Here is a 17555-nt window from a genome sequence, read left to right on the forward strand (position 1 = left end):
GAGTTATCACCTGAGGTTGAGCCCGAGTTATTGCCTGAGTTGTTACCAGACGTTGAACCTGAGTTATTGCCTGAGGTTGAACCTGAGTTGTTGCCAGACGTTGAACCTGAGTTATCACCTGAGGTTGAGCCCGAGTTGTTGCCAGACGTTGAACCTGAGTTATCACCTGAGGTTGAGCCCGAGTTATTGCCAGACGTTGAACCTGAGTTATCACCTGAGGTTGAGCCCGAGTTATTGCCTGAGTTGTTACCAGACGTTGAACCTGAGTTATTGCCTGAGGTCGAACCTGAGTTGTCGCCTGAGGTTGAACCTGAGTTGTTGCCTGACGTTGAACCTGAGTTATTGCCTGAGGTTGAACCGGAATTATTGCCTGACGTTGAACCTGAGTTGTTACCTGAGGTTGAACCCGAGTTATTGCCAGACGTTGAACCTGAGTTGTCACCTGAGGTTGAACCTGAGTTGTCACCTGAGGTTGAACCTGAGTTATTGCCTGAGTTATTGCCTGAGTTGTTGCCAGACGTCGAACCTGAGTTGTCACCTGAGGTTGAACCTGAGTTGTTGCCAGACGTTGAACCTGAGTTGTCGCCTGAGGTTGAACCTGAGTTATTGCCAGAAGTTGAGCCCGAGTTATTACCAGACGTTGAACCTGAGTTGTCGCCTGAGGTCGAACCCGAGTTGTTGCCAGACGTTGAACCTGAGTTATTACCAGACGTCGAACCTGAGTTATTGCCTGAGTTGCTACCAGACGTTGAACCACTACCAGCAGCGTCGGCTGGTGTCATAACTGTAATTGAATCACCAGTACTGCTACCTTTAGAAGGTGTTAATGTCAAAGCTGACTTAGCACCAACTGAAGCTGGAATTGTAATTGAGTAGTTACCATCAGTACCAATCGTACCAGTACCGACCGTGGCACCTGAAGCGTCGGTAACCTTAACAGTTGATCCGGCAGTTCCTTGGCCAGTTACGGTATAACCATCAGTTGAGTTACCTTTAACAATGGCGTTAGTTGATAATTCAACCCCACCAATATTTTCAAAGGCAGTTTCAATATCCAATTCAGAAGCAGTTTGAGCAGCGCGACCATCGTTGTAGCCATCACCATCAGTATCGATCATTAATGGATTAGTGCCACGAGTCTTTTCTTCGCCATCAGTTAAACCATCACCATCAGTATCAGCCTTCAATGGATTAGTGTGATCAAGGATTTCTTGACCATCACTCACACCATCTTCATCGGTATCAGCTTTAAGTGGGTTAGTCCCATATTGAAGTTCTTGGAAGTCGTTTAAACCGTCACCATCAGTATCAGGATTGTTAGGGTCAGTACCCATTTGCAATTCAACTGCATCTGGAATCCCGTCACCATCAGTATCGACGCCTTCACTAAACTTAGGATCGCCGCCTAATGGATCAGTATCCTTCCCATCAACAATCCCATCACCGTCAGTATCAACCATCAATGGGTTAGTTCCGGCCTTGATTTCGGCACCGTCACTCATACCATCACCATCGGTATCAGCTAACATTGGATTGGTATGGTATTTAGTAACTTCATCATAATCACTAAGACCATCGCCATCACTATCTTTGTCAGCCTTCAAAGCATTTTCATTGCCGGCTAAGATATCATCTGGCATACCAGCTTTAGTACCATATTGCTTTTCTTGAAGGTCGGTTAAACCGTCCTGATCAGTATCAGCACTATGTTCGTTAGTATGGTCAATGTACATTTCGTTAAAGTCTGAAACACCATCTTGATCAGTATCAGTGGCAATGGCATCTGGACTCGTTGCATTCAATGGATCGCTATCGTTGTACTTAGTTGCACTTAAGTTTTGAAGTACTAAACGAGCAGCAACACCTGACGCACTTAATTTTTGTTCAGTCGTTAAGGCATCATATTGTTTTTGCAAGTTAGAAGTGTTCACACGTTGATAAACAATTGACGTTTGAACAGGTGTCTTAGGACTAACACCATAGAAAGTTGGTGTTGAACTAACAACTAATTGTGCAAAGTCTCCAACACCCAAGGTTGCAAGTGTTTGGTTACCAGTGCTTGTTTGTGATGAGAAATCTGGATCAGTGTAGCTAACTGGTAAGACAACCTTTTGAACCCCACTAATAGATAAGTCAGCAACTTGACCTAAAGCTTGACCAACAGTATCAGCAATAAACTGTGTAACGGTCGTGAATGCACCTTGAACTTTGTTGTTTAAGGTATCTGTTAAGTCTTGTAACAATCCACCAACAACTGGTAATTTACCAAGGGCAGTCCCACCACCATTGACACTGGTGTTAGACATCGCAATCAATGATGCAATCATGTCGTATAAATCGACAATCCAAGTGTTGACCCATGATTGTAAGTAGTTGGTTAATGATTCAGTTAACGTTGAATCATTGAGAACTTTATAAGTTCCATCAGCTTGTTTAGTGACATTAGCTAATTTAGTAATGGCAAGTGAACTACCACCTAATGAAGCTAAAGCAGCTTGGTCATCTTTAACTTTTTGAACTGAAGATTCCAAACCAGCATAATAAGCGGATTGTTTCAATGAAGGTACAATTGCGACAACTTGTGCAATCGTATCTGGAACTAAAGCAACCACCCCAAAGGCACTTAAGATACCAGTGATCCCAGAAGTAAAGATCTTGAATAAGTTTTCAATTGGCCCACCAGAGAAAGTTGTTTCGATGACAGCGGTATTAGATAGCTTGTCACCGGCCTTAACCCCTGCTTGACCAAATAAGTTGTTTGACATTGAAGTAGCATCGGTAATCTGGAATGTTTCACCAGTATTATCGTTCTTCACAATGGCACCAGCACGGTTAGCACTTTGAACAGTCCAAGTCCCAACCTTGACTGAATTACTGATCCGGTTATCAAAACCGAATGTAGCACCGTTAGTTGTTGAACCTAACAATTTGACAGACAATCCAGGGTTTTCAATAGCGGCAATAATATCAGTGTAACGAGTCTTTAAATTATTGTCGTCAGAACTGATGGCCCCTTGATCACTCATGAAATCAGTACCAACAGAAGCTACCTTATTGGCACCTGACACATAAGTCTTACCACCATATAAAACATCATCATCGTAACTATCGTTATTATCGGCACTATTATCAATAGTTGGATTTACGGCAGTCCCAGATTCATCATAAATTTTACCGGAGTTCTTTTGATTCAAGTTAGCTGCATTAGCTTGCTTGATCATTTTAGCAACAGCATCGGTTTGACCCAATTGAGCCGTAGCCGTGTTATCAACCGTATAACCAGACTTACCGAAGACTTGGCCTTCTAGTAAACCGGTTTTACCGATTGAACTCGTGTCGGTCGTATTATTGGTTAAAGTTAATAATTGCGCAGTCGAATTAACGCCATCTTTAGTAACCACGATTGAAACTTGGTCGCCAGAGTTGACATTATTTAAAGTTGCAACATAAGTCCCATTAGAAGCAGTGTTGGCAGAAACAATGGTTGCACCAGCAGCACTCTTAAAGGTAACACGTGAACCTGCAGTTGCTTGACCAGTGACAGTAAATGTCCCGTCAGCATTGTAAGTTTGCGTTGGTGTAGACGTTAAGCCGACCCCAGTCCCACCATTAGAACCGGTAGTAGTTGGATCAGTCGAACTTGTCATAACCGTGGCATCTTCAACAGTTGGCATTGCTAAAACAGCACTACGTAATAAGCTAGCTGTATTAGAAACCCCAAGTGCAGATTGCATCTTTTGAGAAGCAAGGTCTGATAAGAAAGTCTGACCTGTTGCAACATCATTAGCAGTATTCGTTGCAGCTGGTTGAGCTGCATTCCCGTTACTTGCTGAATTTTCCTGAGTCGTTGCAGAATTGACTAAGTTGTTTTGAACAGATGATGTACTAGTTGATTGGCTATCAGTGGCTGCCCCAGCAACCACGTTATTGTCAGTCGAAACACTCTTGGCAGCACTTGTGTCAGTTGCGACGGTGCTATCAGCCTTAGTGCTGGTACTAGTTGCATCACTTGCCGCACTAGCTTTAGTACTTGCAGCACTCGTTGCTGATTTAGCAGCAGTGCTTGTTGCGGCTTGGTTTGGAATAGATACGGTTACACTCGAACTGGTTTGACCATTACGAGTGGCGGTTAACGTGACCGTTTGACCGGCTTTTACACTAACCGTGTATGTACCAGTCCCACTAGCAGTGACAGTCGATTGGCTGGCACCATTAACGCTCACATTGATCGTTGCACCGGCAGTAGCTGTCCCGGTTAAAGTTGCAGTATCACCATTTACAGTGACAGTTGGTTGTGCAATCGTTGGTGCACTTTCAACTGTTTTTTGGCTAGCCGAATTAGTAGTAGCACTTTGACTAGTTGCGGTTGCACTTTGTACATTGGCACTAGCAACTTGTGCACTAGCCTTTTGAGCAGTAGCGTCTGTCGTAGCTGCAGCTGCGGCAACCCCACTGCTACTTTCGGTAACGGCAGTTGCTTTCGTTGTTGCGTCAGTTGTATCGGCATTTGCGTTTAAAACCTGATTGTTTAAAATCGGTAATGTCACGAAGAATGTCGTAATCAGCCCAGCGTATACCCACTGTCGACCTGATTTATACATCTTGTATCGCTGTTTAGTGTCCGTATCGATGCGTTCAAATGAATGGATTCCCCTGATTTGCATTCTAAAACAAACCCCCTTAATTAATTACGTCAAAGCCAGAATTTTTAGCATACCCCATACTATTTTAACTAGGTCATTGCTTCAACGCATATACTATAACCAACTTTATAGTTAAATGCAATTAATTAATTAGGTGTTACAATATAAACAATGTTAATACTTACCACCGGTAATTCGTGAAGATGGCGTAATCATTGCGTTTAAAAAGGTTGTTAAAAAAAGGCTATTTTTTTATAAATTAATAACTTAAACCAACACAAAATATTGTACGTTCTTTTTTAACGGCCTGATATGACGGCCTTTTGGAACTGTTAATCCGCGAATATTGATATTAATTCAGCTGTAATAAGCGTTTTCAAAAAAAAGTATTGGTTCACGGTATAACGGATTTTAAGGGTCGAAAAATAAAATTACGGTCATTAATAATTTACGTGTATTTATTAATTAACTATGATATGGTTATCAACGAATCATTCTATTTTAAAGGATTAACTAATGTTAATAACAGGAAAACGTGTGATGTTCTACTTTTCATTTCTAAGAAATCAAGATTAATTCCTATTATAATCACGCTAGCCGAATCATCAGCTTAGAGGGAAAGTTGCTGATTGTCCTTTTGATGTCAATGAAGACTGTTGGTCAATATTCACAGTCAAAACTAATATTTGTGCATGGTCATAATGGCCGTTGAACTATTTTTGGAGGGGTCTCTATTGAAATTTTTTAAATCAAGAGAAAAGGAAGTCACTAATAGTACGAATGCGTTGAAAACACGGGTTGCACCGTCACAAACCCAACCGACTTCAACGTCCAAAACTACATATCCAACCGCTGAGCCGACTAAAAAGGTGATTTCGAAACAACCAACTACAGAAGAAGTTACTGTCAAACGGAGTTATGATCTCGACACCTTAATTAAAAGAATTACCAGCATCAGCTCTGATTACAATCAAGTTCGGACTCAGTTACAAAATCAACTTTTTACTGAATTAGATGAACAGCAACAAACCAAGCTGAGCGTTCAAAAAACCATCGCGAAAACTAACCAACAGATTGAAGCTACGACTAAAAATGTTGACGAGTTAAAAGCACTGGATAGCGCTGATTTAGAATCTCAGTTAGCCGAAAAACAAAAAGAGATTGCCAACCTTACCCGTTCGCAACCACTTTTTGATAAAAACTTAACTGCATTAGCCGATAAGTTAAAAGTGATTGCCAAACAACAATCAAGCTTACAAGCCAAACAAGATAAACTGACACACAATCGTGAAGAAATCGTCACTAAGCTCCACGCTGAACAGGATCCACTTAAAATTCTATCCTTAGCCGAAGCTTATCGCGAACGTTTAGAGACAATTGAAAAACAAACCAAACAGTTAGCAGAACAACAATCACAAGCTGACGCTGAAGCCGCGAAGCTCAACATTCAGGTTCAACAGACCAATGAAGAACTCACACAACTGAACGACTCACTCAAGGTTGCCAACAATGAACAAAAAGCAATTGAGAAGAAATTATCAACAAAGCAAACGCAACAAAAGCAGCAGCTCAGTCACGGCGAACAACAATTGCAAACACTGACACAAACAAAAGAACGTGCCACGGCCCAATTAACACATTTGACTAAACAAATTGAACATAATAAACGTCAATTAGCTAACTGGTTTGGGACCACTCATCAAGTTTTACCATTACCCATGGATGATCAGCATCAATATGCCGTCGCATTAGACGCCTTTTTGCCAGATCATCCGGTTGCCTTAGTCCAAACAGTCCAACGGCTGCTTGACCTAGGTGCTAGCCAGGTTGGACTCTATTCAGAGCTATTTGATATTAACCTTCCTGCCGAAATTGATCTTTGGGCAAGCGAAAATGGGCTTGATCGTAGCAAGTTAGAGCTTATTAATCCACTCTATCAAATTCAGAATCAGGGCAATCTATCTGGTGAACCCGTTAAGTTACCGCAAAATATTGCTCATAAAGATTGGGACCCGAAACTGCAGGTGTCAAATGTGGTGTTAACTGACAACAGTGGCAGCCTACAAGTTAAATATCGGCCTGAAAATCCAGAATTAATTGGTGAAATCAGTTATATCACTGGAAACCATGTTACTAAGCGTAGCTTTTTCAATAGTCACGGTTTATTATCTGCCAATGCGTTGTTCGCAGCCGATGGTTCCTTGGAACAGGAACAGTACTATCGTAAAGATGGCTTAGTTGGATTGACAGTTGATTATCAAGCTGGACAACAGGCAGGTGTAGCGTTGTTTGATGGCGCTGGTATTCAAACCAATACCTTTATCAATACTGAGACCATGATCACTTGGTGGATGCAAAATCATTTCCGGCCAAGCTGTGCCTTAGTTGGTCACATTGACAGTGAGGCTTACAACCACTTTGTCCAACACAACCAGCTTGCGGCCGTACCTTATGTCGCTGAAAGTTCTCTGAACAGTGAACAACTCAATTACTACTTGCAACAGCAAAATCAGCATCGGTTCATCGTGGCCGATTATCAGACGGCTCAGTCACTGATTCAACACACGAACAATAATCTTGAACTGGGCTATTTAAACTCTGTTTATCTACCTTCACAAATTACTGGTCCCAACTTGAAGACTGGTTTTCTTGAAGATTAAACTTATGACTAAAATGCGACCTTAATTTAAGGCCGTACTTTTTTAGTACGATCATAAGGTCACTGCTTCATAATTAAAACAAGGCCCATGGAGAATCCGAGGATTTCCCATGGGTCTTGTTAGTACTAAGATTAATAGCCTAACACAAAAAGCCGGCTGTCTATTGATTATTAAAATCAATGACAACCGGCTCATTTATTTAAGTTAAATTTCATAAGAAAAGCCGACCGAAGTCAGCTTTTCCGAATCAAAAATCTGATTATTTAACAGCTGGAGTATCGAACCAGCCAATACGTGATGTAATAACATCAACGATGGCTTTCTTACCAGGTGCCAATAACTTACGAGGGTCGTAGCCCTTACCGATTTGGTCTGCGCCAGATTCGATGTAAGCACGGGTAGCGTTAGCGAAAGCAACTTGGTTTTCGGTGTTAACGTTAACCTTGCTGATACCCATCTTAACAGCCTTAACGATTTGTTCCTTAGGAATACCAGAACCACCGTGCAATACCAATGGCATCTTAACAGCGTCTGAGATTTCTTGTAAACGATCGAAGTGTAAGCCAGTCCAGTTTTCTGGGTACTTACCATGGATGTTACCAATCCCAGCAGCTAAGATATCAATACCAGTAGCAGCTAAAGTCTTAGCTTCTTCAACAGAAGCTAATTCACCTTCACCGATGATACCGTCTTCTTCACCGCCAATTGAACCGACTTCGGCTTCAACAGAGATGCCTTTGGCATGAGCTAATTTGACGATTTCCTTAGTCTTTTCTAAGTTTTCGGCAAATGGTAAGTCATGACCATCAAACATAACTGATGAGAAACCAACTTCGATACATTCTTTAGCAGCTTCGTAGTTACCATGGTCCAAATACATTACAACTGGAACAGTAATGTTCATGCTTTCCATAGTATCAGCAACTAAGTCCATAACGAGCTTGTAACCGCCCATGTACTTAGCAGCGCCCATTGAAACTTGAAGAATAACTGGGGTGTTTGTTTCTTGAGCACCCTTTAAGATGCAACGAGTCCATTCAAGGTTGTTAGTGTTAAACGCACCAATAGCGTAATGGTTCTTGTATGCGTCTTGTGTCATATCAACAGCATTTACAAATGACATAAAAATAACCCTCCTAGGTTAATTAAGAGATACGATTTTTGAATCACATTCATTTTAGCATACTTTACCCTAGAGTGATAACCGATTTGCGATATTTCTTACCCAAGAGGATCCGCCAAATACCGGGGCTTACCAAGCAGTTCAAATTGTAGGCCTTTCCACTTTTATTATTTTATTTATGCGCGGTTCAATTACACGTAGAAACTAACACCAAATTTCATTTATTTTCGATTGTGAAAACAATAACTATTGATTACTATATCAGCAATGAAAACGTTTCACATAATTTCACATTATAGTCTACTTAATCCGGCATTCCCAAAAGGTTATTAAACTTACTTGCATTAAAAAAGTTATCATTTACATTTGTGAAGAAGTGTTTATAATAAGACTTGTGAAATAAACAACAAGTATCGTATCGCTTAGGAGGAACCACTCATGTTGAAAGAAATTGATGCAAAAACTGATGTTAAACAATCAATTGATCGCCTAGTGTTAAACGCCTCTCTGGCTGCCAGTCGCTTGGAAGTCATGGATCAAGACCAAATTGATGAAGCTGTTGCTGCGATGGCTCATGCAGCCCATGCGGCACGCGGGATGTTAGCAGCCATGGCCGTTGACGAAACTGGCCGTGGGAACTACCGTGACAAAGTTGCCAAGAACGATTTTGCTGCTAAAAACGTCTACAACTTTATTAAAGATGATAAGACGGTCGGGATCATTAATGACGATCCGGTTAGCGGTATTATGAAAGTCGCCGAACCCGTTGGGATTATTGCTGGCGTTACGCCGGTCACCAACCCAACTTCAACAGTTATCTTCAATGCGATGCTTGCTTTAAAGACGCGAAATCCGATTATCTTCGGTTTCCATCCCTTTGCACAAAAGTGTTGTGTAGAGACCGGCAAGATCATCCGTGATGCTGCCGAAGCCGCAGGCGCACCCAAAGATTGGATTCAATGGATCAAAGTGCCTAGCATGGCTGCGACAAATGCCCTGATGACTCAAAAAGGAGTTGCGACAATCATTGCAACCGGTGGTGCCGGCATGGTCAAGACCGCCTACTCGACCGGTAAACCAGCCCTAGGCGTTGGTCCTGGCAATGTCCCTTGTTTCATCGAAAAAACCGCCGATATCAAACAGGCTGTTAACGATGTCATCACATCCAAATCATTTGATAACGGTATGATCTGTGCTTCCGAATCCAACTTAATCGTGGACGACAGCATCTATGATCAGGTTAAAGCTGAATTAAGTCATAACGGTGTTTACTTCGTTGGCGACGATCATTTCAAAGCGCTCGAAAGCACCGTCATGAATTTGGATAAACAAGCCGTTGATCCAAAAGTCGCTGGTCAAACGCCATGGCAAATCGCGCAATGGGCTGGCTTTGACGTCCCAGCCGACACCAAGGTACTTGCTGTTGAATTGCCAGACATTGGTGGCGACCAAGTACTTTCACGCGAAAAGTTATCTCCCGTCCTCGCGGTGGTTCATGCCAAGAATACTAAGGCCGGCTTCAACTTAATGAAGCGGAGCCTATCACTCGGTGGCTTAGGTCACACGGCCGTCTTGCATACGACAGATGAAGCTGTTATGACTGACTTTGCTATCGAAATGACGGCTTGCCGGGCTTTAATCAATGTACCTTCTTCTCAAGGTGCAATTGGTTTCAAATATGACAACGTTGCGCCATCATTAACCTTGGGTTGTGGCACTTGGGGTCATAACTCGATTTCCCATAACTTGGAAGACTGGGACTTATTAAATATTAAGACCGTCGCCAAGCGTTTAAACAAAATTCGTTAAACCTTCAATTTTTAAAAGATGTAATCGTTTTGCCGCCCAAAAGTGCCGCTACTCAGCAAGTCTATTTGCGAGTAACGGCACTTTTTCGTTATTTAAATAAAGGTTGAAAGACTCAAAAGCATTACAAATGGAGCAGTATCAGTAACCATTACGTCTAAAGTAGACTCATCTAAATGTAACGCTCCATCAGTCAAAATCGGTGTGCTGTGGCGAACGGCGCCAGCCAAGGTACGGTCTGACGCCTCAATTCCAAGCCGATAAAACACGTCTCGGAATTGCCCCGCGAGATTAGTCAGCCAAGCACGCCGACTAATCTCGCCGACACTGCACACTGATTTTGACTGACTCCGCTAAGCGTAAATAACTACTGACTTAGCTGGAGGTTGTTGCTGATAGCATCGGACGTGCAGGTGGCGTTTGACCGGCGCTTTTTGCCGATCTTACACCACGGACGGTACGGGAAATTTGCGGTTTTGGCAAAGTTCCCGTACGAGGCTCAAGACGTTTTTAAGGCTTGAGCCAGTCCCTCGTCCGCATGTTATCAGCAACAACCGGAAGCGGCAGTAATCGACTAGTTTTCATTGTCTGATTATTGGGCCAAATCAGCAATTTTTAACTTTCACCCTTCAGTTATTTAAGCTAATTTCTTAATTTTAAAAGCATCAAACGCATGGTCTGGACGATAAAGGATCAAACGACCAACACTCCACGTCAGATAACCAATGACAATTGCTAAAACTAAGCTGACACCAAATGGCATTTCACCGGCATAGTTATTAACGACGATGGCATATACCGTTCGGCCAAATGAGGAAAAGCCAACCGCAACCGCCAAATAAACAACGGTTAACCACAAGAAGACCGTTCGGAAACGTGGAAATAGCATAAAGTTACCCGCATTTTCCAGTGACAAATGCTTGAAGGCCCAGTGATCCATTAGCCATAAAAATCCAATGATCACGAGACTTATGCCAGTAAACAAGCTGAGTCCTGACCAGGTCGATTGATCAAGGTCAGCCAAATAACTGGTTTTATAGGGATTCACCCCAATGGCATAACTAAAGAGGTTAAATGCCCCTTCCAAGGCAAAAATCAGGCTTGGAATCGAGATAATGGTAAACAAGGCGCTTGCCACTGCTTGTCCGAGCCACAAACCAATCGTTGCTACAATGGCATATAACGCTAACAAGAACATTAATTGGCTGAAGGTATACCGTAATTCTGGCCCCCAGCTTAAATTAAAGCTGGCAGCACGACGAATCATTAAACGCAGCGTTCCTAAGAACACGAGATGCATCGCAACAAAACTGCTGACAACCGTACTACCAAAGATCACTAATTTCTGGTTAAATAATTGCTGGCGAGTCGCCCGTAAACTAAATAGATAATGATTAAAATTCGTGTAGTTATCCCACATAAACGTCACCCATCCGAGAATCAGCACAACGATAAAATTAACAAATAACATTGTCGTGCCACCAACTGACGCCGTATAACCACCGCTAGTAAATGCCCGTGTCGTAGCTTTGATTGCCACGCCGTTCGCTGTCATGACTTCATTGGCCGCCTTAAACCCAGTAATTAACAAAACTGCGATGGCAGTGCCTAAAATTCCTCGATAGCGATGCCATAATAGGCATCTAACTTCATGATTACTCATTGTTTGATTTCCCCCTATGACAATAATTCATAATCACCAGCATCCGTCAAATTGGCCATAAATAGGTCAGTTAACGATAATGGTAGTGTCTCTTGAAAAGCTGGCTCAGTCGCCGCTAACGCCGTTTGTAACGTTGGTGTAAAGTCTTCAAAAACAACGACGATGACTCGACCAGAAACATTGACGATGTGTCCCTGTTCTCGCAATAATGTGGGAATCTTCTTATCACGGTAAACGAGTTGCAACTTACGCGCTTGTGACCGCATCGTTTCTAATTGATAGTCGTGAATCAGGCGTCCGGCTTTCAACATCAACGCACGATCAATAATGCCTTCTAATTCACTCAAATTATGTGACGCAATCATAATCGCCCGTTTTTGCGAGGCTGCTTCATCAATTAGGATACTTAGGACGTTCTTACGTACAATCACATCCAGCCCATCTAGCGGTTCATCAAGGAAGATATATGGCGCGTTAGTTGCTACGCTGAGAATAATGGTGAATAATCCGAACATCCCTTTGGAGAAATGCCGTAATTTTTGATTAGCTGCTAAATGATATCTCGTTAATAGCTGCGTAAACTTTTCTTCATCAAAATCGGGATAAGCAGACAGATAGTACCAGGCGACCTGTTGTGCCGTCGCTCCCTTGAAAAAGTTTGCTTGTGGATCAACAAAACTTAAACGAGTACGCAAAGCAGGATTCGCCAGCAAGTCTTCGCCATCGACAGTAATCGTCCCCTGATCGGCTAAATACTGACCATTGATACTCCGAAATAGCGTTGTTTTCCCAACACCATTACGCCCGATCACGCCCACAATCTGTCCAGGCTGAATTTCAAAACTGATTTGGTCCAATGTTGCCTCATGGTTAATTTGCTTACATAAGCCACTAACTTTCAAACTCATAATGACTGCCCCTCCATTTTCGTTAACCAAGTGATTAAGTCGGCGATGGTTATCCCCGCCTGACTCGCTTCAGCCACCAATTGTTGTAATTTCAACTGAAGGTCTGCCTGCGCTACGGTTGCGTCCATGGCATTCACATAGGTGCCTTTACCCGGAACCGTCCGAATCACTTGTTGCGTTTCTAGCTGCTTATAGGCCTTACTGACTGTATTAGGATTGAGTAGGTGCTGCTTGGCCATCTCACGTACCGATGGTAATTGATCATCAGCTTGTAAGATACCCTGCACAATCTCACGTTTCAGGCCTGCCACTAGTTGCGCGTAGTACGGTTGTCCACTATCATGGTTAATCACAACCATGCCGTCACCTCCGTAACTGTATTATACTGTACTAAGTGTATTGTACGGTGTCATACAGTCAGGGGCAAGTGCTGAGTTGTTAATTTTTGGTAAATTAAAAGACCATCCTGATTAGATGGCCTACATTTGACCCCAACTACCAAACGTTCTCCTTACCGATTATTGTGCCATTATCCTTGATCAGCATGCCACGCAATGCAGTCTTAAGATCATATCCTGAATCCGCCGAAAATCCCCTTGGACTGACTGGTACAAAAGAAATTATCCCGCTCTCATCCCTCACCGGTTGATATTCTGCGTTAACCGGAAATTTAAACGCTGCTGGAATTGCAATCATTAGGTCATTCCCATACTTTTTTGTCTTAACTATCACTAGTCACATTTGGATTGGATAGACACCTATATTTATTTTACTAAACCAAGACTCGAGTCATGGTCGTCACCGCCAAGCGGCCGTTTTCCGCCAACGGTAAGAACAACTGATCACCGTCATCAAAACCTAACTTTTTCCAGAAAGCCTCGGCAGCCGTATCCGCTGAAACACGCGTCAATTGTAAGCAGTGAATATCGCTCTTGAGTGCAGCCTTCATTAAGCCAGTTGCAATCACACTCCCAACTGACCGACGCTGATAGTCGTTACCAACCATCAACAAGCCAATAAACAAGAAATCTCTTTCCGGATATTGATTCAAAATATCTAACACTGCCACTAGATGATTGGCCAGATAAAAACCAAAAACCTGTTTTTGGGCTGCTTCAATTTCATCAGGATGAGCCGTTAAATCATCGTGGATTTCAGCTAATGTTAAGTCATTTGGCGAAAATTGGCGATGGTACTCAGGGTTACTTTGTTCCAACGCCAATAATTCGGCTTGATCGGCGTCAGTCAAAAAACGAATCTTAAAATTGGGTAATTCTGCTTGTAACGTTGCTAATTTCATATTTTTTACTCCAATGTTTTTTCTAAGTTGTACCAAGTTTCGCCAGCATGACTAGATGCCGCCACACCTTGGTTTTGGTAGCCATTACTTTCATAAAATGGGATTAAACGTTCTAAACAAGTTAATGAAACACTTTTTCGTTGGGCTTTACGCGCTACTTGCTCCAATGCCGTCAACAATTGACTCCCAATCTTTTGATGCCGCGCCAATGGTGAAACCGCCAGCGTGAACACGAGTTGATGTCCGCCGTGGTCTAGATTGGTCGGCGTCTTGGTAAACATCTCATCCTCAATGAAACGTGCCGGCACGGCTGGGCCAACGATGAATCCTAGGACAACTGCTGCTTCGCGGGCAACTAAAAACGTCTCCGGTAACCTTTCAATCCGATCACGATACACCGCTTCACTTCCAGCTTCGGCTGCTGAGAAGCCCGCTTTTTCAATCGCCATCAATTGTGGTAAATCTGTCATCTTTACTGGTGTTATTTTCATCTGATTACTCCTTTTGCAAGTACATCCAGTATAGCAAAATCAAGGCCATTCGGCGGATTTTTCCATTCAGGAAACTTTTAACGTCGTAAAAAAGTAAATGACGTGTCGTATCACCTACTGACATGCTATACTAAGGTTGTGAATTCGGTTACATCAATGTGAATTCAATATTCTTATTGAAATTAGGTGACTATCATGCCAGCACAATCAGCAGAACAATTATGGAAAGACTTCAATGAAACTACAGATACTAACGGTGCTTCTTATCAAACACGTTGGTTTGGAGATCAGAACAAGCCCGCCGAAGTTCAAGCATTAACCGATGCCATTTTATCAGGAACCAAAACGGCAACAACCACACCACTTGATTCATACACCGCGGAACAAGTTGCTATCCCACAAGTTGGTGACTACAACGTCCTCTTAAACGGTGACATGAAACCTGTTGCGATTCTTAAAACAGTCGTCTCAGAATTAGTGCCATTTTATCGAATTTCCGGTGAACACGCCTATCACGAAGGTGACGGCGATGGCACAATCGGTGATTGGCGGAAACGTAAGACTGAAGAATTTACACCAGCCCTGGAAGAACATGGTGCTTCCTTAACACCAGATACCCCAATGGTTAGTGAAGTCTTCGAAATCGTCTTCCGTGCAGATTAACTCAATACTAATCACGGCCTGAGACCGGTGTGTCTTAGGTCTTTTTTTGACTTGATCAACTAAGAGGTTGAAAGTTAAAAATTGCCGGTCTGCGCCACCACGTCAATAATCAGACGGTGAAAACTAGTCGATTGCTGCTTCCGGTTGTTAGTAGTTATTCTTTGGATAAATTCGTTATTTATGCTTAGCGGAGTCAGTCAAAATCGGTGTGCAGTGTCTGCGAGATTAGTCGGCGTTCTTGGCTGACTAATCTCGCAGGGCAATTCAAAGACGTGTTTTATCGGCTTTGAATTGAGGCGGCAGACCGCACTTTGGCTGGCACCGTCCCCCACAGCACACCGATTTTGACTGACGGAGCGCTGAGTGTTGCAAGTCTACTTTAGATGTGACGGTTTTTGGTACTGGGACATGTGTGATGTTTTTGAGTTTTTCAACCTTGACTTAGTCAGCTTTAAACCCTAACTGCATTCAGTTTGAACTGACAAAGTAACTAAAACTAAACGTCATAGAACCGAAACTCAACTTTCATCAAAATGTAACTTTTCTTCAACGAAACTTTCGCTATAATAATTAAAGCTTAAACTAAACTTGTTGTTTACTATTACAAAACAAAGCGGTGATTGTCATGGATATCGGTCAACGCATCCGCAACCTGCGTATGCAAAAACAACTGACCCAAGAAGAACTCGGTGAACGCACAGATTTAAGCAAAGGCTATATTTCTCAGCTTGAACATAATCAGTCCTCACCCTCGATGGAAACTTTCTTTGCCATCTTAGAAGTACTAGGCGAAACTCCGGCTGCCTTTTTCACGCCAGAGAAGCCTACCGACAAGATTGTTTATCATCCCAATGAACAAATCGTATTTGACGATGAAGCCCTAGGTTATCAGCTAAAATGGTTAATACCGGCATCGAATGAAAACGAACTCGAGCCAGTTAAGATTACTTTAGCTCCCAATGGTCGCTTCAAACCTTTCGAGCCTTCGCCAGCGGAGACGTTAATTATCGTCCAAGCTGGCACGCTCAATTTACACCTAGGATCACAAGACTATCGTGCTACTGATGGCGATAGCTTGTATTTCCACGCAACGCAGGCGCACCAACTCACGAATATCGGACTCGAACCATGTACGTTCACCCTCGTGACCACCGCGTCCTACTTGTAACTTAAAAGGAGGCTTTCAAATTGGCGGTTAATACACAACCAATCATTCACCTAACCAATGTCTGCAAAAGTTATGGTGACCAGCAGATTCTTAAAGATATTAATTTAGAACTCGAAGCAGGAAAATTCTACACGTTACTGGGGCCTTCTGGCTGTGGTAAAACGACCATTCTACGGACGATTGCTGGCTTTACCGATGCTACATCCGGGCAAGTTTATTTTGATGGTCAAGTCATCAACAACCTACCAGCAAACCAGCGGCAAGTTAACACCGTTTTTCAAGATTACGCCTTATTTCCTCATTTAAATGTGGCTGAAAATGTCGGCTTTGGCTTAAAACTACATAAAATTGCTAAGGCAGAAATCGATAAACGGGTTCAAGAAGCCCTATCACTCGTTCAACTAGGTGACTTTGGCAACCGTGAAATCGGTGAGATTTCTGGTGGTCAACAACAACGTGTCGCGATTGCCCGCGCGTTAGTTATGCAGCCCAAGGTTTTGTTACTCGACGAACCTTTATCAGCACTAGACGCCAAGTTGCGTAAAGACATGCAGTATGAACTGCGTGACTTGCAACAACGATTAGGAATCACCTTCTTGTTTGTGACCCATGACCAAGAAGAAGCCCTCGCGATGAGTGACGAAATCTTTGTGATGAATAATGGTCAAATCCTACAAGGTGGCACGCCCGTCGATATTTACGATGAACCTATCAACCATTTTGTCGCTAACTTTATCGGTGAAAGTAATATCATTCCCGGTAAAATGTTGAAAGACTATACAGTCGAATTTGTCGGCAAACAATTTGAATGTGCTGACGCTGGGATGCGCCCAGATGAAGCTGTCGAAATCGTGTTACGCCCAGAAGATTTGGACATTGTGCCAGCCGCCCAAGGAAAACTAGTGGTTACTGTTGATTCACAGCTTTTCCGGGGCAATTATTTCGAAATCGTGGCTTATGACAATGACCACAACGAGTGGCTCGTCCATTCAACCAATCCAGCTGATGAAGGCACACCGATTGGCTTGACCTTTGATCCGCAAGACATCCACGTCATGCGGTTGCACGAAACCGAAGCCGCCTTCGATGCGCGCCTCGAACAATACGAAGACGATTAGGGGGGAATCGCT

Annotated in this window: 12 protein-coding genes; 5 read left to right on the forward strand and 7 right to left on the reverse strand. The window is 42.9% G+C overall.

Going from position 1 to position 17555, the window contains the following annotated elements; genetic code table 11:
• Nucleotides 1-4664: Ig-like domain-containing protein (locus tag FFM64_RS10200; protein WP_137607921.1), on the reverse strand; the 4664-nt coding region annotated here is incomplete at its 3' end.
• A gap of 713 nt (nt 4665-5377) precedes the next feature.
• Here FFM64_RS10200 and FFM64_RS10205 point away from each other — a divergent pair.
• Complete coding sequence (locus tag FFM64_RS10205; protein WP_137607922.1) at nt 5378-7303, forward strand: coiled-coil domain-containing protein; 1926 nt, start codon at nt 5378-5380, stop codon at nt 7301-7303.
• A gap of 259 nt (nt 7304-7562) precedes the next feature.
• Here FFM64_RS10205 and fba read toward each other — a convergent pair whose 3' ends face one another.
• The gene (gene fba / locus FFM64_RS10210) at nt 7563-8426 is read right to left on the reverse strand and encodes a class II fructose-1,6-bisphosphate aldolase (RefSeq protein WP_137607923.1); all 864 of its coding nucleotides are present in this window, start codon (nt 8424-8426) and stop codon (nt 7563-7565) included.
• Nucleotides 8427-8864: 438 nt separating this feature from the next.
• Here fba and FFM64_RS10215 point away from each other — a divergent pair, with 438 nt between their 5' ends.
• Entirely contained in the window at nt 8865-10235 is a 1371-nt protein-coding gene (locus tag FFM64_RS10215; RefSeq protein ID WP_137607924.1) for an aldehyde dehydrogenase family protein, read from the forward strand.
• A gap of 634 nt (nt 10236-10869) precedes the next feature.
• On the opposite strand, the gene FFM64_RS10220 is transcribed toward FFM64_RS10215, so the two are convergent.
• The 5 genes from FFM64_RS10220 to FFM64_RS10245 all read right to left on the reverse strand — a co-directional run bounded on the left by FFM64_RS10220 (nt 10870) and on the right by FFM64_RS10245 (nt 14594).
• Nucleotides 10870-11895 (reverse strand): hypothetical protein, encoded by a 1026-nt coding sequence (locus FFM64_RS10220; RefSeq protein ID WP_137607925.1) that lies wholly within the window; start codon nt 11893-11895, stop codon nt 10870-10872.
• Nucleotides 11896-11909: 14 nt separating this feature from the next.
• Nucleotides 11910-12803 carry an ATP-binding cassette domain-containing protein gene (locus FFM64_RS10225; RefSeq protein ID WP_137607926.1) on the reverse strand — a complete coding sequence of 298 codons (894 nt, stop codon included), beginning with the start codon at nt 12801-12803 and terminating at the stop codon, nt 11910-11912.
• Nucleotides 12800-13162 (reverse strand): GntR family transcriptional regulator, encoded by a 363-nt coding sequence (locus FFM64_RS10230; RefSeq protein ID WP_137607927.1) that lies wholly within the window; start codon nt 13160-13162, stop codon nt 12800-12802. Before FFM64_RS10230 ends, FFM64_RS10225 begins: the two co-directional genes overlap by 4 nt.
• Before the next feature lie 413 nt (nt 13163-13575).
• The gene (locus FFM64_RS10240; RefSeq protein ID WP_137607929.1) at nt 13576-14103 is read right to left on the reverse strand and encodes a GNAT family N-acetyltransferase; all 528 of its coding nucleotides are present in this window, start codon (nt 14101-14103) and stop codon (nt 13576-13578) included.
• Between the two features lie 5 nt (nt 14104-14108).
• On the reverse strand, nt 14109-14594 hold the full coding sequence (locus FFM64_RS10245; protein WP_137607930.1) for a GNAT family N-acetyltransferase: 486 nt from the start codon (nt 14592-14594) through the stop codon (nt 14109-14111).
• Nucleotides 14595-14789: 195 nt separating this feature from the next.
• Between FFM64_RS10245 and FFM64_RS10250 the strand changes: the two genes are divergently transcribed.
• The 3 genes from FFM64_RS10250 to FFM64_RS10260 all read left to right on the forward strand — a co-directional run bounded on the left by FFM64_RS10250 (nt 14790) and on the right by FFM64_RS10260 (nt 17543).
• Complete coding sequence (locus tag FFM64_RS10250) at nt 14790-15257, forward strand: ASCH domain-containing protein (RefSeq protein WP_137607931.1); 468 nt, start codon at nt 14790-14792, stop codon at nt 15255-15257.
• Nucleotides 15258-15882: 625 nt separating this feature from the next.
• Nucleotides 15883-16425: a helix-turn-helix domain-containing protein gene (locus FFM64_RS10255; protein ID WP_137607932.1), complete on the forward strand. Its 543-nt coding sequence runs from the start codon at nt 15883-15885 to the stop codon at nt 16423-16425.
• 20 nt (nt 16426-16445) lie between these two features.
• Nucleotides 16446-17543, forward strand: a complete 1098-nt coding sequence (locus tag FFM64_RS10260; RefSeq protein ID WP_137607933.1) for an ABC transporter ATP-binding protein — start codon at nt 16446-16448, stop codon at nt 17541-17543.
• The last annotated feature ends 12 nt before the right edge of the window (nt 17544-17555 follow it).

It is taken from the genome of Lactiplantibacillus daoliensis (genome assembly GCF_005405005.1).
Classification (GTDB): domain Bacteria; phylum Bacillota; class Bacilli; order Lactobacillales; family Lactobacillaceae; genus Lactiplantibacillus; species Lactiplantibacillus daoliensis.

Coding starts and splice junctions, on each gene's coding strand:
- fba (WP_137607923.1), bottom strand. CDS start 8,426: ATGTCATTTGTAAATGCTGTTGATATGACACAAGACGCATACAAGAAC.
- FFM64_RS10215 (WP_137607924.1), top strand. CDS start 8,865: ATGTTGAAAGAAATTGATGCAAAAACTGATGTTAAACAATCAATTGAT.
- FFM64_RS10220 (WP_137607925.1), bottom strand. CDS start 11,895: ATGAGTAATCATGAAGTTAGATGCCTATTATGGCATCGCTATCGAGGA.
- FFM64_RS10225 (WP_137607926.1), bottom strand. CDS start 12,803: ATGAGTTTGAAAGTTAGTGGCTTATGTAAGCAAATTAACCATGAGGCA.
- FFM64_RS10230 (WP_137607927.1), bottom strand. CDS start 13,162: ATGGTTGTGATTAACCATGATAGTGGACAACCGTACTACGCGCAACTA.
- FFM64_RS10240 (WP_137607929.1), bottom strand. CDS start 14,103: ATGAAATTAGCAACGTTACAAGCAGAATTACCCAATTTTAAGATTCGT.
- FFM64_RS10245 (WP_137607930.1), bottom strand. CDS start 14,594: ATGAAAATAACACCAGTAAAGATGACAGATTTACCACAATTGATGGCG.
- FFM64_RS10250 (WP_137607931.1), top strand. CDS start 14,790: ATGCCAGCACAATCAGCAGAACAATTATGGAAAGACTTCAATGAAACT.
- FFM64_RS10255 (WP_137607932.1), top strand. CDS start 15,883: ATGGATATCGGTCAACGCATCCGCAACCTGCGTATGCAAAAACAACTG.